Annotated in this window: 17 protein-coding genes and 1 pseudogene; 12 read left to right on the top strand and 6 right to left on the bottom strand. The window is 69.2% G+C overall.

The features are described from left to right. Positions 1 to 148 precede the first annotated feature (148 nt). Positions 149 to 2,689 (top strand): bifunctional diguanylate cyclase/phosphodiesterase, encoded by a 2,541-nt coding sequence (locus HH310_RS07405; RefSeq protein ID WP_312033892.1) that lies wholly within the window; start codon positions 149 to 151, stop codon positions 2,687 to 2,689. Positions 2,690 to 2,826: 137 nt separating this feature from the next. Here HH310_RS07405 and HH310_RS07400 read toward each other — a convergent pair whose 3' ends face one another. Further along, entirely contained in the window at positions 2,827 to 4,143 is a 1,317-nt protein-coding gene (locus HH310_RS07400) for an ATP-binding protein (RefSeq protein WP_169174657.1), read from the bottom strand. 146 nt (positions 4,144 to 4,289) lie between these two features. Then, entirely contained in the window at positions 4,290 to 5,084 is a 795-nt protein-coding gene (locus tag HH310_RS07395) for a hypothetical protein (protein WP_169174656.1), read from the bottom strand. A gap of 219 nt (positions 5,085 to 5,303) precedes the next feature. Here HH310_RS07395 and HH310_RS07390 point away from each other — a divergent pair, with 219 nt between their 5' ends. From HH310_RS07390 to HH310_RS07370, 5 genes are all read left to right on the top strand, one after another. Beyond that, positions 5,304 to 5,708 carry a cupin domain-containing protein gene (locus HH310_RS07390; protein WP_169174655.1) on the top strand — a complete coding sequence of 135 codons (405 nt, stop codon included), beginning with the start codon at positions 5,304 to 5,306 and terminating at the stop codon, positions 5,706 to 5,708. 117 nt (positions 5,709 to 5,825) lie between these two features. Beyond that, on the top strand, positions 5,826 to 7,826 hold the full coding sequence (locus HH310_RS07385; RefSeq protein ID WP_169174654.1) for a thioredoxin domain-containing protein: 2,001 nt from the start codon (positions 5,826 to 5,828) through the stop codon (positions 7,824 to 7,826). 12 nt (positions 7,827 to 7,838) lie between these two features. Continuing rightward, on the top strand, positions 7,839 to 8,981 hold the full coding sequence (locus HH310_RS07380; protein ID WP_169174653.1) for a 5-(carboxyamino)imidazole ribonucleotide synthase: 1,143 nt from the start codon (positions 7,839 to 7,841) through the stop codon (positions 8,979 to 8,981). Beyond that, a complete protein-coding gene (purE, locus tag HH310_RS07375) occupies positions 8,981 to 9,481 on the top strand; it encodes a 5-(carboxyamino)imidazole ribonucleotide mutase (protein WP_169174652.1) in 501 nt (166 codons plus the stop codon). Before HH310_RS07380 ends, purE begins: the two co-directional genes overlap by 1 nt. Before the next feature lie 82 nt (positions 9,482 to 9,563). Further along, the gene (locus HH310_RS07370) at positions 9,564 to 10,475 is read left to right on the top strand and encodes an NADP-dependent oxidoreductase (RefSeq protein ID WP_169174651.1); all 912 of its coding nucleotides are present in this window, start codon (positions 9,564 to 9,566) and stop codon (positions 10,473 to 10,475) included. A 3-nt stretch (positions 10,476 to 10,478) separates the two neighbouring features. Here the strand turns inward: HH310_RS07370 and HH310_RS07365 are convergent, their stop codons facing one another. Next, the gene (locus HH310_RS07365) at positions 10,479 to 11,117 is read right to left on the bottom strand and encodes a TetR/AcrR family transcriptional regulator (protein WP_169174650.1); all 639 of its coding nucleotides are present in this window, start codon (positions 11,115 to 11,117) and stop codon (positions 10,479 to 10,481) included. A 24-nt stretch (positions 11,118 to 11,141) separates the two neighbouring features. Further along, positions 11,142 to 11,708 carry a TetR family transcriptional regulator gene (locus HH310_RS07360; RefSeq protein ID WP_169174649.1) on the bottom strand — a complete coding sequence of 189 codons (567 nt, stop codon included), beginning with the start codon at positions 11,706 to 11,708 and terminating at the stop codon, positions 11,142 to 11,144. Between the two features lie 84 nt (positions 11,709 to 11,792). Here HH310_RS07360 and HH310_RS07355 point away from each other — a divergent pair, with 84 nt between their 5' ends. Further along, complete coding sequence (locus HH310_RS07355) at positions 11,793 to 13,154, top strand: carboxypeptidase regulatory-like domain-containing protein (protein WP_169174648.1); 1,362 nt, start codon at positions 11,793 to 11,795, stop codon at positions 13,152 to 13,154. Here the strand turns inward: HH310_RS07355 and HH310_RS07350 are convergent. Further along, complete coding sequence (locus tag HH310_RS07350; protein WP_312033890.1) at positions 13,111 to 13,977, bottom strand: trypsin-like serine protease; 867 nt, start codon at positions 13,975 to 13,977, stop codon at positions 13,111 to 13,113. The two genes, HH310_RS07355 and HH310_RS07350, sit on opposite strands and share 44 nt — an antisense overlap. Positions 13,978 to 14,063: 86 nt before the next feature. Between HH310_RS07350 and HH310_RS07345 the strand changes: the two genes are divergently transcribed. The 3 genes from HH310_RS07345 (at position 14,064) to HH310_RS07335 (ending at position 16,487) form a co-directional block, all read left to right on the top strand. After that, positions 14,064 to 14,723: a response regulator transcription factor gene (locus tag HH310_RS07345; RefSeq protein ID WP_169174647.1), complete on the top strand. Its 660-nt coding sequence runs from the start codon at positions 14,064 to 14,066 to the stop codon at positions 14,721 to 14,723. Beyond that, positions 14,720 to 15,796, top strand: a complete 1,077-nt coding sequence (locus HH310_RS07340) for a HAMP domain-containing sensor histidine kinase (protein ID WP_169174646.1) — start codon at positions 14,720 to 14,722, stop codon at positions 15,794 to 15,796. Before HH310_RS07345 ends, HH310_RS07340 begins: the two co-directional genes overlap by 4 nt. Positions 15,797 to 15,863: 67 nt before the next feature. Continuing rightward, positions 15,864 to 16,487: a TetR/AcrR family transcriptional regulator gene (locus tag HH310_RS07335; protein WP_169174645.1), complete on the top strand. Its 624-nt coding sequence runs from the start codon at positions 15,864 to 15,866 to the stop codon at positions 16,485 to 16,487. A gap of 892 nt (positions 16,488 to 17,379) precedes the next feature. Here the strand turns inward: HH310_RS07335 and HH310_RS07325 are convergent. Then, a pseudogene (locus HH310_RS07325) lies at positions 17,380 to 17,542 on the bottom strand (acyl-CoA dehydrogenase family protein); the annotation flags it as partial. Between the two features lie 145 nt (positions 17,543 to 17,687). On the opposite strand from HH310_RS07325, the gene HH310_RS07320 reads away from it, so the two are divergent. Both HH310_RS07320 and HH310_RS07315 read left to right on the top strand, forming a co-directional pair. Next, a complete protein-coding gene (locus tag HH310_RS07320; RefSeq protein WP_248293765.1) occupies positions 17,688 to 18,644 on the top strand; it encodes an aldo/keto reductase in 957 nt (318 codons plus the stop codon). Between the two features lie 92 nt (positions 18,645 to 18,736). Further along, positions 18,737 to 20,242 carry a protein kinase domain-containing protein gene (locus HH310_RS07315; protein ID WP_169174644.1) on the top strand — a complete coding sequence of 502 codons (1,506 nt, stop codon included), beginning with the start codon at positions 18,737 to 18,739 and terminating at the stop codon, positions 20,240 to 20,242. Positions 20,243 to 20,338: the final 96 nt, after the last annotated feature.

The following is a 20,338-nucleotide window of genomic DNA, read 5'->3' as shown; positions in this document are numbered from 1 at the left end:
GGATTGATTTAGCCTTCCGCCGGGGGCTTAACCGCCCCTGGACCCTGTGCGGAAGGGGGGCGAGAAAAATGACCATTCTCCGCCCCTTGATTAATCAAACGCAGATGCACGTGCATCCGCGAGTGCCGCTCATGAACCGGGCAAATTCGTGAGCGCGCCGCCGGTCGCGGAGACCGTCCGTCGATCGTGGATCGACGCGGCGGGCCTTGCCGGGCGCTCCCGCACCGTGCGCGTCCTCACCGCCACCGTGGCCGCCGCCGCCCTGTTGGTCACCGTCGGCGGCATTCTGTTGCCGGTCGAGCGTCCGGAGCACCGTCCATTGTCGGCGGCCGTCGGCGTCGGCCTGGCGATCGCACTCGCCGCCGCCGGCCAGCTCGCCCGGCTGCGGTTCCGGCTCGGTCGCGGCGTCGTCTCGGTCTCCTGGGGCGAGGCGGCCTTCATCATCGGCTTCGTGGTGGCGCCGCCCGGCTGGGTGCCCGCGGCCACCCTGATCGGTGCGATCGTCGCCTGGGCGCTGCTGTCCTGGCTGCACGATCACCGCAGCGTCGCCGAGATGACCCACCTCGCGGCCTCGCTCAGCCTCGGCGCCGCCGGTGCCGCGACGGTCGCCCACCTGATCATCGGCGACGCGCCGGTGCTCAGCACGCGGGCCCAGGCGGGTCTGGTCGCGGGCGCGATCACCTATCTGGTCATCACGTTCGCGCTGGCGGTGCTGACGCTGACCCTGCACCAGGACGCGCCGGCCGGGCAGATCCTTACCCGCGTCGCGTACACCAAGCTGCCGATGTTCGTCGGCAGCGCACTGGTCGGGCTGACCGCGGTCTTCACGCTGATCCGCGCCCCGTACTGGCTGTTCGCCTTCGTGCCCGCCCTGTGGCTGCTGCAGCGGACATACCGTTTCCACCTGCGCGCCGAGGAGGAACGCCGGATGTGGGAGGCGTTCGCCGAGGCCACCGCCGCCTTGCCGGGCGGCAGCGAGGCCGAGGTGGCGCGGGCCGGCCTGACCGGCGCCCTCGACGTCTTCGGCGCCCGCCGGGTGGAGATCGAGGTGCTGGCCGCCGACGGCGAGCACCGCTACGCCCAGGACGGTCCCGGCCAGGACAACGCGGTCGCCGGCCTGCCCGGTCCGGCGATCACCCGGTCCATGGCGGTGGGTGACGAGATCGTCGGCGAGTTCACCGTCTGGCTCGCCGAGCCGACGTTGCCGGTGCCCCGCGACGAGGCCGCCATCTCCGCCTACGGCGACGCGCTCGCCGGCGCGCTGCATGATGCGTCGGCCCGCGAGCGGGTCGCACAGCTCGAGGAAAGGGTGGCCGACGCCGCCGTGCACGACCAGCTCACCGGCTTGATCAACCGGTCCACCCTGGTGGCCGACGGCGACCGGCTGCTGGGCTCGGACGACCAGCAGCGTCAGGTCGCCCTGCTGCTCCTGGACATCAACGACTTCCGTGAGGTCAACGGCACCCTCGGGCACCGCTGCGGCGACGAGGTCCTGGCGCTGGTGGCCGAGCGGCTCACCGACCTCAAACGCGAGCACGAGCTGCTGGCGCGCTCCGGCGACGACGAGTTCGCGCTGCTGATCCCCGCGATCCGGCCGCTGAGCGACTCGGCCGCGCTGCTGCACGAGCTGCCCGGCGCGCTGCCGGTCGCGCTGCGCCGGGCCCGCGAGCTGGTCGAGGAGGTCGGCCGCCCGATGGAGGTGGCCGGCGTCCGGCTCGCCATCGAGGTGTCGATCGGCGTCACCGTGACCAAGGCCGACGGCGCCGACATCAGCGAGCTGATCCGGCGGGCGTCGCTGGCACTCGACCAGGCCAAGGCGCAGGAGCTGGCCGTCGCTCCGTACGACGCGGCCCGCGAGTCGATGACCACCGACGCGCTGGCCCTGCTCGCCGAGCTGCGCGAGGCCCTCGCCGAGGACGACCAGATCGTGCTGCACCTGCAGCCCGCGGTCGACCTGACGACGGCCGCCCCGACCGGGGTGGAGGCGCTGGTGCGCTGGCAGCATCCGCGCCGCGGCCAGCTCTCACCCAACGACTTCATCAAAACCGTCGAGCACACCGAACTGCTCATGCCGTTCACCCGCCGGGTGCTCGACCTGGCCCTGGCCTCGGTCTCGACGTGGAACGCGGCGGGCGTGGACGTGCCGGTGTCGGTGAACGTGTCCGCCCGCAGCCTGCTCGACCCGGGCTTCCCGGCGCAGGTGGCGGACGCTCTGCGCCGGCATCGCGTGCCCGCGTCCTGGCTGGTCCTGGAGATCACCGAGTCGGTCGCGGTCAGCGCCGAGGAGATCGTCGACGACGTGCTGGCCCAGCTCCGTGAGTCCGGGGTGCAGCTCTCGCTGGACGACTTCGGCACCGGCTACTCGTCGCTGTCGATCGTGACCCGCGCACCGGTCGACGAGATCAAGATCGACCGGTCCTTCGTGGACGACATGATCGATTCGCCGGCGGCGGAGGCGGTCGTGCGCGGCGCCGTCGAACTGGGCAGCCGCCTCGGGGTCCGGGTGGTCGCCGAGGGCGTCGAGACGATCGAGCAGCGCGCGGCCCTGATCGCGCTGAACTGCCCGACCGCCCAGGGCTATCACTTCTGCAAGCCGATGCCGGCCGACCGCATCGTGCAGGCGCTGACCCAGCTGGCCGGCGCGGCGCTGGACAACGTGCACCAGCTCCGCGCCGACGACGCGTCCTAGCGCTTCCGTCATCTCTCATGCAAATGCGAACCCGCTCAACCGGCTCTGCCTGAGCCGTGAAAGGCCCGGAGGTGCTCGGCCTGCGCTGGCACCTCGGGCGTTCGACGTGGCCGGCATGCGGGCGGGCATCGCCGGGCTCAGCCAGTCACTTGCGGCGCCCACAAACTGGCGATTGGCACGGCGACCATCCGTTCGGCTAGTCGGAAGACGCGAGGGCCGGTGTGCAGGACGATGCCGGCTGCGAAGTTGGACCCGACGCGTTCGGCGAACCATTCCAGGTGCCGAGCGTCGGCGGCCGAGGGAGCGGCGGTTGCTTTGACTTCGACGGCGATCATTTGGCCATTTCTGGCTTCGATCAGCAGATCGACCTCGTGCCGGCCATTCGCATCGCGATAGTGGAACAGATCAGCGCCAACGACGCTGGCGGCGCATTCGGCTCGGAGCTGGGCGGCGGCGAGGGTGTCCAGGACACGTCCAAGGAGATCGCCGTCGCGCAGCACGCGGCGCTGGTCGATGCGGAGCAGCGGGCCGAGAAGGCCGGGGTCGGTGAGATATCGCTTGGGCAGCCGCACAGCGCGATCCGTCCGATTGCCGGCCCAAGCGGGCACCCGCTGCGTGATCATGAGCGTGTCGAGGAGGTCGTCGTAGCCGACCGCGCTGTGCCGGGTGATGCCGGCGGCGTCGTAGAGCAGTTTGTGGTTCGGCACACCGGCGGTGTTGGCCGCAAGCGCCTGTAGGTACCTCCGCATCAAGACCGGGTCTCTGGAGACGCCGAGCGCAGCGGCCTCTCTGGTGACCAGATGATCGACGTAGCTGGTCAGCCACCGATCGCGCGCCCGCTCGGTGGGGGCGCGAAGAGCTTCCGGCCATCCGGTGGTGAGTGCCTCCGCCACATACCGGTGTATGTCCCAGTCGTCCGAGGGGTCGCTGAAGCTGTCCGGGCCATCGGCGAGGATTCGATCAATTAGTGACGGCGCGGACGGGTCACCGTGCCGTTCTCGACCCACGAGCGGGTGCATGGTGAGCCGGACGATCCGGCCGGTGGCGGGCCAGCCAGCCGTGGTCAGATCGGTCTGGGAGGACCCGGTCAGAACGAATCGGCCAGGGCGCGGATCGTCATCGACAGCCCGCTTGACCGCGCCGAGCACTTCGGGGACCACCTGCCACTCATCGACGAGAACCGGCTCGTCTAGAGCGCGAAGTGCGGCGTCCGGATCGGCGCGAACGACCGCCGCCTGAGCCGGAACGTCCAACCGCAGGATGGAATGGCACAATCGCCGCGTCGTGGTGGTCTTTCCGCAGGCGCGGGGGCCGACGACCAGCGTCGCGGGGTGAGTCGCCAGGATCTCGTCGAGCTCCGTGTCGACGATGCGAGAGACGTAGGCGCTCAGTGGAAAGCTCCAACCTGTGATGATCCAGCACGCCGGAGGCTGCCTATTTAGCACACCCTCCATGTACTAGATAGCACAGGTCTGAGTAACGATCCAGCACAGTCCGTGCGCGCCGACCGCATCGTGCAGGCGCCGACCCAGCTGCGCTTCCTGTTTGCGGCGCCGCCCCCGGCCCGAGGGTCGGGGACAGCGCCGTGATCAAACTCGAGCTAGACGACGTTGACGAATCGCACCGGCGAGGTGGCCGCCGAGGTGGTCTTGTCACCGGCGTAGTTCCAGCGCCAGCGCCCGTCCCGGTTCGCGGCGACGGTGGCGGAGAATTCGCCGTCCGATGCTTTCACCGTCATGACCGTGGTGAAGACGTCGGTGCCTTCCCTGCTGAACTGAAGCTGGACCGATGCCTCGTCGTAGCCCTTGAACTTGCTGGTGTCCAAGTCGACGCGCTTGATGGAACCGGTGAAGGTGACATTTTTGCCCTTCTTGACCTGCGTCCTAGAGGTCTCGGCCGTGATCCTCGCCTTGCGCAACACATTCACCGTCGCGAAGTGGGGATCGTCGCTGAACCCGCCGTTGTTGTCCGTCCCGCCGGCGTCGACCGCCCACCGGCCCGCGAGATCGTTCTCGGAGATCGGGTTTCCCAGATTGGCCCGCAAGCTCCCCTGGATGTCGATGACATCGGTGCACGACATGGTGGTGAGGTTGACGGTTACGCAGCTAGGGGTGCCCCGGCCGAGCTTCATCCCGTCGATGTGGTTGAAGTTCGGGCCGTGCCACAGGGCAACCCCGATGCCCGCGACGCCCGCCTTGGCCTGCGCGACCGCCGTGACCGGAACCTCCAGGTCCGTCGTCAGATCACTGACGACGATGTCCCGCCCGCCATTGACGGTCACCGAAACAATCTTCGGCGACGTGGCTGCCTCTGCCGCGAATGCGGGCGGGCCGAACAGGGCGGACAGTCCTACGACGCCGACAGCGGCGACCGCGGTTGCTGCTGACCTTCTCATGCGCTACTCCTCAAGAACTTCAGCGGTGACGTACGCAGATAAGGCGTATCGATGAGATGGCTGTTCACACGCGTATTCACCCGGCGCGGTGATTCCGATCTCAAAGCCGCGTGGCCGGGCCGCGTGTAAATATCGGAGAATGACGATCGCGTACGAGGCGCGCCGGCATCAGCTCGGGGACTGCTGGCGACCCGAGAGGACGGCACCGGCGCGATCGGAATGATCGATGGGGTGGTGCCGGTGGGCGGTGGTCCGATTCCGCATGTCCATGAACAAACCGACGAGAGCTTCTTCCTGTTGTCCGGGGTGATCGCCTTTCTCGGAGGTGAGAAGACAATCACCGCGGAGCCCGGGGCGTTCGTGCACGTGCCGAGGGGCACGCTGCACCGTTTCAAGAACGTCGGTCAGGAGGCCGCGCGCATGATCTTCTTTTTCACTCCGGGTGGTCCCGAAATGCTGTTCACGCATGCTGGCGACGTCCCACGTCCGGGTGAGCATCCGATCGTCTGGGATGCCGACCGAACGGCCGAGGCGCTGGACAGCGTCGCCCACATGGGCATTGACAGTGTCTATTACCCCGAGCACGACCATCTTTTCCGGCCTGAGCCGTTTCGTGCTGTGTGACCCGGCCGACGGGGCGCCGCACCCGCTGATCGCTTGGCGAGAAGGCACCGGCCGGGCCAATCCCGGCCGGGGCTTTCCTTGAAAGAGGTCCAGCGAGCCGTGTGAGAGTGTTGAACCATGAATCGGCTCGGCAGCGCTACCTCGCCCTACCTGCTTCAGCACGCGGGCAACCCGGTCGACTGGTGGGAGTGGTCGCCGGAGGCGTTCGCCGAGGCCAAACGCCGGGACGTGCCGGTGCTCATCTCGGTGGGGTACGCGGCCTGCCACTGGTGCCACGTCATGGCGCACGAATCGTTCGAGGACGAGGCGACCGCCAAGCTGATGAACGACAGCTTTGTCTCGATCAAGGTGGATCGCGAGGAGCGCCCCGACGTCGACGCCGTCTACATGACCGCGACGCAGGCCATGACCGGCCAGGGCGGCTGGCCGATGACGGTGTTCGCGACCCCGGACGGCGACCCGTTCTTCGCCGGCACGTACTTCCCGAAGGCGAACTTCACCGGCCTGCTCAACTCGGTCGTCAAGGCCTGGCAGGAGCAGCGTGAGCAGGTGCTCGACCAGGGCACCAAGGTGGTCGAGGCGATCGCCGGGGCGCAGCTGTCCGGCGGCCTCACCGCCCCGATCAGTGCCGAGCTGCTGGACGCCGGCGCGGCCGAGCTGCGCACGCATCACGACCAGGTGAACGGCGGTTTCGGCGGGGCGCCGAAGTTCCCGCCGCACATGAGCATGCTGTTCCTGCTGCGCCACCACCAGCGCACCGGCTCGCCCGAGTCGCTGGAGCTGGTCCGGCACGCCGCCGAGCGGATGGGCCGCGGTGGCATCTACGACCAGCTGGCCGGCGGCTTCGCCCGGTACTCGGTGGACGCGACCTGGACCGTCCCGCACTTCGAGAAGATGCTCTACGACAACGCGTTGCTGCTCCGGGCGTACACCCAGTTGTGGCGCCTGACCGGCGACGCGTTCGCCCGGCGGATCGCCGACGAGACGGCCGAGTTCCTGCTCCGCGACCTCGGCACCCCGACCGGCGGGCTGGCCTCGGCTCTCGACGCCGACACCGAGGGGATCGAGGGCCTCACGTACGCCTGGACCCCCGCCCAGCTCGTGGACGTGCTCGGCGAGGAGGACGGGACCTGGGCGGCAGACCTGTTCCACGTCACCGCGACCGGCACCTTCGAGGACGGCAAGAGCGTGCTGGTGCTGGCCCGCGACATCGACGCCGCCGCGCCCGAGCTGGTGCAGCGCTGGCGGGCGGTCCGGGGACGGCTGCTCGCCGCCCGGGCGCAACGCCCGCAGCCGGCCCGCGACGACAAGGTCATCGCGTCCTGGAACGGCCTCGCGGTGATCGCGCTGGCCGAGCACGGCGTGCTGACCGGGTCGGCGGCCTCCCGCGGCGCCGCTATCGAGATCGCCGAGGTGCTGGCCGAGCGGCACCTGGTCGGCGGGCGGCTGCGCCGGGCCTCCCGCGACGGCGTGGTGGGCGAGCCGGTCGGCGTGCTGGACGACTACGGACTGGTCGCCGAGGCGTTCCTGGCCGTGCACCAGATCACCGCCGACGGCCGCTGGCTCGACCTCGCCAAGCAGCTGCTGGACGTGGCGCTGGAGCATTTCGCCACCGGGACGGGCGGCTTCTGGGACACCGCGGACGACGCGGAACGGCTCGTCACCCGGCCCGCGGACCCGACCGACAACGCGACGCCGTCCGGCCTGTCCGCGATCGCCGCGGCCCTGGTCACGTATTCGGCGCTGGCCGGCGAGACCCGGTACCGGGAGGCGGCGGACGCGGCGCTGGCCACGGTCGGGCCGCTGATCGCCCAGCACGCGCGGTTCGCCGGGTACGCGGCCACGGTGGCCGAGGCGGCTCTCGCCGGGCCGTACGAGATCGCCGTCGCGACTCCCGATCCGGCCGGGGATCCGCTGGTCACGGCCGCTTTCCGGTACGCCCCGCCGGGCACCGTCATCGTCGCGGGCGACCCGGACCGCCCCGGTGTGCCGCTGCTCGCTGACCGTCCGCTACGCGACGGACTCCCCACGGCGTACGTGTGCAAGGGTTTTGTCTGCGAGATGCCGGTGACCGCCACCGACGACCTGGTGGAAAGACTAACGGTGGGTAATCGCTAGGCTAGTTGGGCGATGGATACTCGAACCGGTTTGCCGGTAGTCGGCATGGTGGGCGGCGGCCAGCTCGCCCGGATGACCCACCAGGCCGCGATCTCTCTCGGCCAGTCGCTGCGCGTGCTCAGCGAATCACCCGACGACAGTGCGGCCCTGGTCGCCGCCGATGTGCGGATCGGCTCGCACACCGACCTGCCGGCGTTGCGCGACTTCGCGAAGGGCGTCGAGGCGCTCACCTTCGACCACGAGCACGTGCCGACCGCGCACATCGAGGCGCTCGAGGCTGAGGGCGTCAAGGTCTATCCGGGCTCGAAGGCGCTGGTGTTCGCCCAAGACAAGGGCATGATGCGCGAGCGGTTGGCGGCCATGGGGGTGCCGGCGCCGAGGTGGCGCCGAGTCACCACAAAAGACGAAATTTCGGATTTCGCCGGGGGTGCGTGGCCGGTGGTGGCCAAGTCGACCCGCGGCGGCTACGACGGCAAGGGCGTGTGGATGCTGAACACGCCGGCCGACGCGGAAGCCTTGCTGGCGACGGGCACGCCGCTGATCGTCGAGGAACGAGTAACGCTGCGGCGAGAGCTCGCCGCCTTGGTCGCGCGCTCGCCGTTCGGCCAGGTCGCGGCGTACCCGGTGGTCGAGACCGTGCAGCGCGACGGCATCTGCGTCGAGGTGCTCGCGCCCGCGCCGGGTCTCGACGAGGCGCTCGCCATCGACGCGCAGCAGCTGGCGATCGACCTCGCGAACACGCTGGGTGTGGTGGGCTTGCTCGCCGTCGAGCTGTTCGAGACCGCGGACGGGGTGGTCGTCAACGAGCTTGCGATGCGTCCGCACAACTCGGGTCACTGGACCATCGAGGGCGCCCGGACGTCGCAGTTCGAGCAGCACCTGCGCGCGGTCCTGGACTACCCGATGGGCGCGACCTCGCTGACCGCGCCCGCCGTCGTGATGGCCAACGTGCTCGGCGGCGAGCCGGGCGGCATCTCGCTGGACGAGCGGCTGCACCACCTGTTCGCGAGTGATCCCGGCGCGCGCGTGCACCTTTACGGCAAGCAGCTCCGGCCCGGCCGCAAGATCGGCCACGTGACCGTGCTCGGCGACGACATGACCTCGGTGCGCGCCCGTGCGGCCCGCGCCGCCCGCTGGCTTCAGGAAGGCGTTTGATGGCACCCCGTGTCGGCATCATCATGGGCAGTGACTCCGACTGGTCCACAATGGAGGCCGCAGCCCTGGCGCTGGCCGAGTTCGAGGTGCCGTTCGAGGTCGGCGTCGTCTCGGCACATCGGACGGTCCGCAAGATGGTCGACTACGCCGAGTCCGCCGCCGACCGCGGCCTGCAGGTGATCATCGCGGGGGCCGGGGGAGCGGCGCACCTGCCCGGCATGGTGGCCTCGTTGACCACGCTGCCGGTGATCGGCGTGCCGGTGCCGCTCAAGCACCTGGACGGCATGGACTCGCTGCTGTCGATCGTGCAGATGCCGGCCGGCATCCCGGTGGCCACGGTCTCGATCGGCGGCGCGCGCAATGCCGGTCTTCTTGCCGTACGCGTGCTGGGCTCCAGCGATCCGGTGCTGCGCTCGAAGATGGCCGCTTTCCAGGCGAGCCTCGAGAAGATGGTGGCCGAGAAGGACAACGCGCTCCGCGAACGGCTCATGGGACAGTAAGCGGACGACCCCGTCCGCATAGGTGCTAACATCGCCATGTAAGTGGACGCTGTGTTCCGCTTATCTGAGAGGATGTAGTCGTATGCGCGCGCTCTTCGTACCGTCCTTCCCTGGCGACCCACAGGTCGGTGACCTGCCCAAACCGGCACCCGGGCCAGGTGAGCTGCTGGTCCGTGTCGCGGCCGGATCGATCAACGGCGTCGATGTCTTCATCGGTTCCGGCGCCGGGCAGGGGATGGTCGAGCACCGCTTCCCGCTGGTGCTGGGCAAGGATTTCGCCGGGGTCGTCGAGGCGGTCGGCGACGACGTGACCGGGTACGCGGTGGGTGACGCGGTCTACGGCACGGTGACCAAGCCGTACTACGGGGCCGGCTCGCTGGGCGAGTATGTGACGGTCCCCGCCGAGGTGGGCGTCACCCACCGGCCCGACGCGCTTGCCGTCCACGACGCCGGCGCGCTCGGGCTGGCCGGCACGACCGCCCTGCTCGCGACCGACGCGTTGGCGCTCACCAAGGGCGAGACGGTTCTCGTGTCCGGCGCGACCGGCGGGGTCGGGGCGATCGCCGTGCAGTACGCCGCGGCGGCCGGTGCGCGAGTGATCGCCACCGCACGCGACGAGCGGCAGCGGGAGTTCCTGGCGTCGCTGGCCCCGGTCGAGTTCGCCGACTATTCGGCGCCGCTGGGCGGGCAGGTTCCCGGGGTGGACGCGGCGCTGCACTTCGCCGGCGATCTGGCGGAGATCGCCGCGCTGGTCAAGGACGGCGGCCGGATCGCCACGACGCTGTTCGCCGCCGACGACTCCGGCCGTGACCTGACCCTGCACGTGATCGACGCGGCGGCGCCGCAGCGGGCCCTGCTCGACCGGCTCGCCACCGACGTCGTCGACGGCGTGCTGCGGGTTCCGGTCTCCACCACGTACGAGCTGGCGCGGGCGCACGAGGCGTACCGCGACTTCGCCGGCGGGGCGCTCGGCAAGATAGCCGTCTCGATGTAGCCGTTACTTGTTCAGCCGGACCATCGCACGGAACATCGCGCGGGGTGAGGGCGCCGGCGCGATCGGCTCGGCGTCCGTCGCGGCAAAAGCTTGGATCATGTACGCCACCAGGCGCCGCCACGCTCGCGGCGCCTCGTTCCTGGTCGCCGCGACGACCCCGGCGTTGGCCATCACCAGCAGCACCAGATCCTCCGCGACGAAGTCGTCCCGGAGTTTGCCAGCGGCCTTGGCCTTGCCGATCAATTCGTTGAACCCGCGGTACGCCCGGGTGCGTTCCGCCTCGAACTCCCGGGCGGTCGGGAACGACAGGGTGAGCACGTTCGTGAAGCCCTGGTCCTCGGCCTGCATGGCGCAGACCGTCTCCACGTACCGGGTGAAACCGTGCCACGGATCCGGATCGGCGAGCGCCCGGTCGACCGCGTCGGCGTACGCGTGCATCTTGTCCATGAAGACCGCGGTGATCAGGTCTTCCCGGGTCGGGAACCGGCGATAGAGGGTGCCGACCCCGACCTCGGCCGCGCGCGCCACCTCCCGCATCGGCGCGTCCAACCCCTGCTCGGCGAAGACGCGACGGGCCGCCGCCAGGATCCGCTCACGGTTCTGCTCGGCGTCGGCGCGCAGGCCGGGAGATGTCTTCGCCATGCGCGGATGGTAGGCCACGCGGCCTCAGCCCAGCAGGATCCCGCGCAGCGTATGGGTCAGCCGCTCGACGAGCTCGTCCGCCGGCATGCTGGCCAGCGGCCCGTCGGCCAGCACGTAGCGGCTGAACGTCACCCCGATCAGGTGCGCGCCGAGCATCTCCACCCGCGCGTCGACGTCCGGCCCGGTCAGCACCTTGCGGTAGGCGATCACGGCCTCCTCGCGCACGGCGCGCAGCAGACCCCGGGCCACCGACTGATCACCGGCGGCGCTGCGCAGCAGTGCGAGGAAAAGGTCACCCTCGACGGCCGATTCCATCCTTGCCACGTACGCCTGTGCGATGCGTCCGGGCAGGCCGTCCACGTCGCCGGGAACGTTCGCCACCAGGATGGACGGACCCGGAACCGCGGCCAGGAAGAGTTTCTCCTTGCTCGCGAAATGCAGGACGACCAGTCCGTGGGTCACAGCGGCCCGCCGCGCGATCTCCCGGATCGTCGAGCCCTCGTACCCGTGCTCGGCGAACACCGCGCGGGCCGCGGCCAGGATCGCGGCCCGTTTAGCGTCCGGGTCGCGCGTTCTCTTGGGTTGTGACACAGCTCCTAATGTACACGCGGTCAGTAGTGACTACCTTCTTAATGTCCGGGCGGTCAGTAGGCCGCGGAGAGCATAGGAAGCCTGTTGAACCACACCGCCGCACCGCAACCCACCCGAAGCCGGATCATCTCGCTGCTCTGGTTCCCGTTCTTCTTCGCCGCCGCCACGGCGCTGGTCTACTCGTTCGCCAACACCCACCCGCAGCCCCACGACGTGCGGCTGGGCGTGATCGGCACGCCGCCGCCCTCGCTGCCGGCCGGCATCGACGTCGAAGCGGTCACCGGCACCGCGGGGGTGGCCCATCATCAGCTCGCCGGCGTCTACGACTCCGGGGCCCGCACGTTCTACGTCTCGTCGGCCGCCAGCGCGTCGCGCGCCAACTACCTGAACGCGGTCCTGCACCCGGCCAGCACGGTCGACGTCGTACCGCTGGCCCACGGCGACGTGAGCGGCGCCGGGTTGTTCTTCTTCGGGCTGCCGCTGCTGCTGGTCGGCCTGATCACGTCGATCGTGCTGCTGCAGTTCGGCATGTGGCCGGTACGCCGGAAGGTCATCGCCGTCTTCGCCACCGGGGCGTTCGCGGCTGTGGTCACGTTCGTCGTGGGGGTGTCCCGGGACGTCATTCCGGCGGACGGGTGGTTGTTGCTCTACGGGTTCGCGCTGACCCAGGCGATCGGGTGGCTGACCACGGCGTTGCCCCGGTTGGTCCGGCAGTTCTTCCTGCCGGTCGCGATGACGTTCGTGCTGATCCTCGGCATCCCGACCGCCGGTGCGACGGTCAACCCGGACATGTTGCCGACGTGGTTGCGCTGGCTGCACGACGTGCTGCCGTTCGGGCAGTTCGTGGAGGCGGCGCGCGACGAGGCGTACTTCGGGCAGCGGGGTCTCGCCCACCCGCTGATCATTCTGGGGTCCTGGGTGGCCGGGTCGGCGTTGTTGCTGGCCTGGACGGCGCGGCCACGGCGGTCGGTCAATCCGGCCGCGGCCGGCCGCGCTGTTGCGGAAACGGCCGCCGGTGCTGTCGCTGCCACGCGGGACGTCACCGTCGAGCCGGGCGTCGCCGATCACGTCGACGCCGAATCTGTCGCGAGTGGGCAGGGCGTGAGCGGGCAGGGTGCGGTCGCGCATCGGCGACTGCACGGGACGGTCCGGAACACGGGGCTCATCCCGGTTTCCGGGGCGACCGTCCTGGTCCTCAACGATTCGGGCGACGAACTGCATCGGACGATGACCCACGCGGACGGGACCTACGCGATCGACGACGTGCGCCCCGGCCTGCATCACCTGGTCGTGACGGCGGCGCATCACGAGCCCGAGATCGTCACGATCGCCGTGCGCCGGCACCGCGCGGAGTCCGCCCGGGACATCACCCTGACCGACTGGGACGACCCGGCCGGCAACCTCACGGCCGAGGAGATCGCCGACCGGCGAGCCCCCATCGCGTGATCACTGCGGCGCCGGCCACGACCAGCAGGGATGCCACGATCACGGCGTACCGGCGTACGGGGAAACCGGGGTTGATCGTGTCGTTGATCCAATCGTGCAGATTGTCGGTGCGGGCGCTGAAGTCGTCGCCCTCGTGTGGGCAGCTCGGGCCGGTGCTGACCACCGCCACCAGGGCGAGCTGCCCGTCCGGCTCCTCGTGGAAGTAGGGGCCACCGGAATCGTGCAGGCAGGCGCTCGTGTCCTTGCGCGGGCTGTGGCCGGCGACCCCGATGAGAGAGTCGCTCACCATCGTAACGGCGAATTGTCCAGTTTGGAGGCGCGTCGGCCCTTTCGTCCCCGCGTCCGCCACCAGGCCGTAGCCGGTCAGCCGCACGATCTCCCCGACGGTCGGCGCGGTGGTGCCGATCCGCAGCGGCGGGATGTCGGTGACCGGGGTCTCCAGCTCGGCGAGGGCGACGTCGGCGGTCGGCGACTGGTGGACCCCGACGATGGCGACGTCGTGGCCGCCCTGGGATTTGAGGTCGGGGCGGCCGATGGTGGCGATGGTCCGCTTCGCGACCGTGTGACTCACCCGTCGATCGTCGTTGTCTCGGAAGCAGTGCCCGGCGGTGATGACCCAGCGTGACGCGATGAGCGCACCGGTACACCAGCTGTCCCGGGTGCCGCCGTCTTCGGTGGCGATGCCGGTCATGGTGAGCCGGACCGAGAACCGGTAGTCGCCGTCGCGTACGTCCTCGCCATGCGCGATGGCCTGCGCTTTCCCGGGCGTGAGGAGCAGCGTGAGGGGAACCAGCAGGATCATCAGAGTTTTTCGCAGAAGCACGGGGATGATGATTCGAACCGGGGCGTCCGGGGAGCGTCAGCGGCGTTCTTATGGAAGCTTTATCCGGGCTGTGTCAGCCTTGGCCGGTGCGTGTGCTGGTGGCCGAGGACGAGCGGATGCTCGCCGACACGGTGGCGGAGGGGCTGCGCCGGTTCGCCATGGCCGTCGACGTCGTCTACGACGGGGACGGCGCGGCGGAACGGCTGGCGGTCAACCGCTACGACGTGGCCGTCCTCGACCGTGACCTGCCGAGACGCAGCGGCGACGACGTGTGCCGGATGATCACCGAGTCCGGCGGCGGCACGCGCGTGCTGATGCTGACCGCCGCGGTCGGGATCCGCGACCGGGTCGAAGGCCTGGGGCTGGGCGCCGACGACTACCTGACGAAGCCGTTCGCGTTCGCCGAGCTGGTCGCGCGGTTGCAGGCGCTGTCCCGGCGGTCGTCCCCGGCGCTGCCACCGGTGCTGTCGCGCGGCGGCGTGGTCCTGGACGTCACCCGGCACACCGTCGCGCGCGACGGGTTGCTGCTGTCCCTGTCGCCGAAGGAGTTCGCCGTGCTCGAGGTGCTGATGCGGGCCGGCGACCGGGTGGTCAGCGCCGAGGACCTGCTGGAACAGGCATGGGATGAAAACGCCGATCCTTTCACCAACGCCGTACGCGTGACGATCATGACGTTGCGCCGAAAGCTCGGCGATCCGCCGTTGATCCACACCGTTCCGCGCGTCGGCTACCGGCTCGGCTCATGACGATCGGCTCACCGCGTTGGCGCATGCTGCTCGTCATCGCGATCGTCCTGGTCGCTTCGGCGTTCGTGCCGCTCGTGGCCGAGCAGATGCGGGCGCTGTGGCTCGAGTTCGGGCCGTCCTGGTGCAGGGTTCCGGCCTTGCGCGCGCCCGCCCCGGACGCTTCGTTCGTCTGTACCGCGGTGTACCGGCGCCCGAGCATCCCGGTCATCCTCACGATCGTTCTGGTGCTGCTCGTTCTCGCGGCCGCTTCGATCCCGCTGATCCGCTGGTCGCTGCGGCCCGTCCGGGACATGGCCCCGGCGATCGCCGACGTCGGCCCGCAGAACCTCGGGCACCGCCTGCGCCCGGGGTCGAGCCGCGAGGAACTGGCGACGCTGGGCCGCGCGATCGACGAGATGATGGACCGGATAGCCGTCGGCTACGAGGCGCAGCGCCGGTTCGCGGCCGACGCGTCGCACGAGCTGCGCACGCCGCTGGCGGTCCAGCGGACGCTGATCGAGGTGGGCATGGCGCACCCGCTCACCCCGGACCAGGTCGAGCTGCTGACCGCCCAGTTGCTGGAGATCAACGAACGCAACGAACGCCTGATCGAAGGCCTGCTCGTACTGAGCGAAAGCGACCGCGGCCTGATGTCGTGGTCGCCGCTACGCCTCGATCTCATCACGTCGTCGGTCCTGGAGAGCCACCGTGAGCGGGCCGCCGGCATCAAGATCGTGAGCCGGCTGAGCCCACGGCTGGTGCTGGGCGAGCAGGTGCTGCTGGAACGGCTGGTCACGAACCTGGTGCAGAACGCCATCAAGTACAACCGGCCGGACGGCACGATCGAGGTCTCGGTGGGCGCGGACCCGGCGCTGGTCATCACCAACACCGGCGACGACGTGCCGGCGGACGAGGTGGCCGCTTTGTTCGAGCCGTTCCGGCGGCGCAGCGCGACCCGGATCGACCACAGTGGAGGGGCCGGGTTGGGGTTGGCGATCGCCCGCTCGATCACCCGGGCCCACGACGGCACGATCGCGGCGTCGTCAACGGGCCACGACGGGCTACGAGTCGAGGTCAACTTCCCGGCGGCTTGATCACTTCGGTCGTCACTCGGACATTGTGTTCGAGTGGGCTGTACAGCCGGGCACGTAGGGTGGCCCCATGCCTTCAGTCACCACCCGCCGCTCCGGCGTGGCCGAGCGCCGGGCCGCCATCGAGGCCCGGATCCTGGCCGCCGTCGAGCGCTTGCTGGACGGCGGCGAGAGGTTCACCGACCTGGGCGTGCAGCGGATCGTCGAGGAGGCCGGGGTGGCGCGCTCGACGTTCTATATGCACTTCCGCGACAAATCCGCACTTATCCTGAGATTGGCGGAGAACCTCGGTACGACGGTCTTCGGCATGACCACCCGGTGGGACCCGGAGGCCGACGACGCGGTCGACGCGCTGGTTGCCGTCACGGTCGAGACGATCCGCTTCTACCGGGAGCGGGCCCACCTGCTGGGCGCGGTGCTCGAGGTGGCCGCCTACGACGAGGCCGTCCGCGATTTCTGGAGCGCCCAGCTGGAGGAGTTCGTGGCGCGCGGCCGCCAGTTCGTCGAGGCCGCCCAGCAGGCCGGCCACACCCCGGGTTCGGTCCGGACCGACACGACGGTCCGCCTCTTCGTCTGGGGCGGCATGCAGACGATCGCCCATCACATAGCAACGGGCGACAGCACCGACGACGCGGCCGTCGCCCGCGAGATCGCCTTGGCCCAGTGGTTCGGCGCCTTCCGCCGCCCCACCTGACGCCACGCACCGGCGACGCCGTGATGGGCACGATGGGCGCGGCGCCCCGGTCAGTCGGCCAAGATTTGCCCGATTTGCCCCCAGGACCGCCTCGGAGTCCCGGCGTCAACCATTCCGATCTGCCATGTTTAGTCCCATCCGCCCCGGCTTCACGGCTCGCCTTCGGCCTCGCCGTCTGCGAAGTTCCGAACTTGTCTGCGAGCTTCGCACCTAAACGAGTAAGTGCTAAGCCGAGTCGGTGGCTGTAGGCGAGTCGGCGGCTGTAGGCGAGTCGGCGGCTGTAGGCGAGTCGGCGGCTGTAGGCGAGTCAGCGGCTGTAGGCGATCAGCGATCTGATCGCCGTCCGTTCGCCAACCCTCGCCATCCATCTCGCATATCCGACATTTCCTGAGATTTGTCGGATCGGATGGGCCGTTGGACGGAGGGTTCGGGCGGATTCGAACTCGCCGCCGGGCTTGCCGCAACGGGCGACTCGGCGCGCGGCCGCGCGGCGCTTCCATTCCGTGAGACAGGCGACCGCATGCTGAGACCCGCGCCCGCATCATGGACCCACCGCCCGCGATGTGAGACCAGCGTCCATTGTAGAGAATACCTTTGTCACGTAACGAGGCTTTTGCCCGGCAGCTTTCTCCGGCCGAATGTGAACCTTGGAGAGTTATGGCTCGTATGTGGGCGCAACTCTCCAAGGTTCACAAAAATCCACGATGTGACCGCGGTGTCCACATAGCGGAACCGTCCCCGTAGCGAACGCATCGCCACAGCACCTCAGCTCCGGCACCATCACGCCACCGGCCACACCGTGACCAGGTCACTCGCCGCCTACCACCACGCTTAGGACTTACTCATCCAGCTTTGGACGAACTGCGCACTTTGCTTGTGGGGTGCGAAGCTGGGTGATCTCCACGGCGGCATCCGATGCGAAGCACTTCGCGGCGGCGCCGAAGTAGGTCGCCGCGCTCGCTCTTCGCGCCGGCGGCGTAGGTCAGCTGGCGGGCCGCCTCCAGCTTCATGCCCATGCCGGCCAGCATGAACTGGACGCCCTGGAAATCGGCGATGTTCACGTCGTCGAAGTCCACATCGAAGATTACTCGCCAATGGTGTCCAGATAGGAGCCCAAATTCTCGGCTCCTTGCCTCGTGTACAGCAAGAGGTGCCCCACATCGTGCAGGGAATGTCATAGGACTCGCAGAGCGACGAGCGATGATCACTGTGCTTTCAACAGCGGAGATGAGTGGCCCGGCGACCTATCGCCGGAGCGCCCGCGAGCGTGCGAAAAGAAAGAGTTACACCATGCCTGACGCCAGCTCTGCTGGAACGATCGATCTCGGTGGCGACCTGACCGTCAACCGCTTTGGCTTCGGTGCCATGAGGATCACCGGCGACGGATTTTGGGGGCCGCCGCGCGATAGCGACGAGGCTATTGCCTTACTTCGGCGGGTAGTCGAATCCGGCGTCAACTTCATCGACACCGCGGACAGCTACGGGCCCAACGTGAGCGAGGAGTTGATCGCCGAGGCGTTATATCCGTACCCGGATGATCTGGTCGTCACCACCAAGGCCGGCATGTCCCGGACCGGTCCGAACGACGCCCAGGCGGATGGTTTCTGGGCCAGGGACGGGCGGCCCGACCGCATCATCGAGGCGTGCGAGGGGTCCCTGCGACGGCTGAAGGTCGACGAGATCTCGCTGTACCAGTTGCATATGCCGGACCCGAAGGTGCCGTTCGAGGAGACCATCGGCGCGTTCGTCCGGCTCAAGGAGCAGGGCAAGATCCGCCACTTCGGGCTGTCCAACGTCAACGAGGAGCAGATCCGGATCGCCCAGCGAATGATTCCTGTGGTGTCGGTGCAGAACCGCTACAACCTCGACGACCGGCGGTCCGAGTCAATCATCGACCTGTGCGAACAGGAGCAGATCGCCTTCACGTCCTACGCCCCGATCCTTGGCGGCGGCCACGGTGACAAAGCGGTTCGTCAAATCGCCAAGCAGCACGGCGCCTCCGAACGGCAGGTCATGCTCGCGTGGCTGCTCGCCCGCTCACCGCAAAACCTGCCGATCCCGGGCACGGGGCACAAGGACCACTTCGAGGAGAACTTGGCCGCCGTCGACCTCAAGCTTTCCCAGGCCGAGGTCGCCAGCCTCACCCGGGACGTCTAGGCGCATTTGATAGTCGAGTGAGGTCGCCGGCGCGCCACGATCTCTGTGGCGGCTGATTGGCAACGGGCCGGCCAAGTCGGGAAGGCTTGACGATGAGGGGTCAACAAGGTGGGGCGGCAGCCGAGGGCGGCCTGCTTCACGGCCGTTACCGGTTGACGGGTCTGCTGGGCGAGGGTGGCATGGGCCGGGTCTGGGCGGCCCGAGACGAGATGCTGGGCCGTGCGGTAGCGATCAAGGAGATCGCGCCGGAGCGGGTGTCCACCGCGGAGACGGGCAATCTGCCGGAGCGGGCGATTCGTGAGGCGCGGGCGATCGCGGGTCTGCTGAGCGCCTTGAGAGCGGCCCACCGCGCCGGGATTCTGCACCGCGATGTGAAGCCCGCCAACGTCCTGCTTGCTGACGACGGCCGGGTCGTGCTGACCGACTTCGGCTTGGCCGCTGTGGCGGGCGACGCAGGAATGACCGCCAGTGGAGTGGTCCTTGGCTCCCCGTCGTATCTAGCGCCGGAGTGCGTCATGGGACCGCCACACCCCGGATCCGACCTGTGGTCTTTGGGGGCTACGTTGTTCGCGGCGGTCGAGGGATGGCCTCCGTTCGTGCGGTCGTCGCCGATGGCCACGCTGGCCGCGTTGATGGTCGACCAAGTGCCGGTGCCGGTACACGCTGGCCCGTTGACGCCTGCGCTGGCGGCGTTGCTGGAGAAAGATCCGTCCAAGCGGGCGAACGCCGACGAGGCGGCGGGGCTATTGCTCGAGGCCGTGCACTCGATCACGCCGGCCCGGACGGAAAACGCGAGCATCCGTTCATCGGTGGCGGAGCCGGCATCGCCACAGGACTCAGCCCGAGCACCTCGGACGGCATCGGCACGGCGTCGGCGTCGTGTTGTCTTCGCGTCGCTGCTGATGGCCGGCTCCGCCATCGTCGTGGCGGCCTGCGCCACCGCGCTGCACGCGACGCCGTCACGCCACGAGGATAAACAAGGCCTTCAACGAAATAAGGTCGCTCGCATGGCTGCACTGCCGCCCGATCCACGGGTGTCGGCGCGTCCGGACGCCGAGTCCGACAAGCATGGACTCCGGCCGACGACGGCTCGAGGCGCTCCCGTTCGGGCAGGCGTTCCCACCCCGTCAGGTGTCGCCCCCACGATCGCCCGAACGGCGAGCGTCAAGGCGAACGCCAGGCCTAGCACCGCTCCGGCCACAAATGCCGTCGCCATCCACGTCACGTTCGAGGCCGAGTCCTACACCGCCAACAACGGCACCTATGACTCGCACTACGCGAACGCCAGCGGCGGCGCGGCGGTAGGGCACACCGCCAAGGGCATGTGGGTCGGCTACGCCAACCGCTCGCTCGCCGGAGTAAGAACCGTCACCTTGCGTTATGCGGCGGCCGCGAACGGCGGCGGCACCAATATCGAGCTGCGGGCCAACTCCGCGACCGGCCCGTTGCTGTCGGCGGTCATCTTGCCGGCCACGCCGACGTGGAACACCTACGAAACGGTGACGGCCGCGCTGTCGCCGACGAGCTCCGGTCCGCTCTACATCGACTTCACCGGACCCAGGGCCGCCGACATCGACACCATCACCTTCGACTCCTGACCCGGACGTCAGGCGGCCTCGGCCGTGCGCAATCGGCGGCAGGACTGCTCGCGTTGCAAGAATTGCCTCACTCCGTGCAGCGGGTGTCACGTCGTC

This window comes from Actinoplanes sp. TBRC 11911 (assembly GCF_012933445.1).
Lineage (GTDB): Bacteria > Actinomycetota > Actinomycetes > Mycobacteriales > Micromonosporaceae > Actinoplanes.
This window is presented reverse-complemented; position numbering and strand designations above follow the sequence as displayed.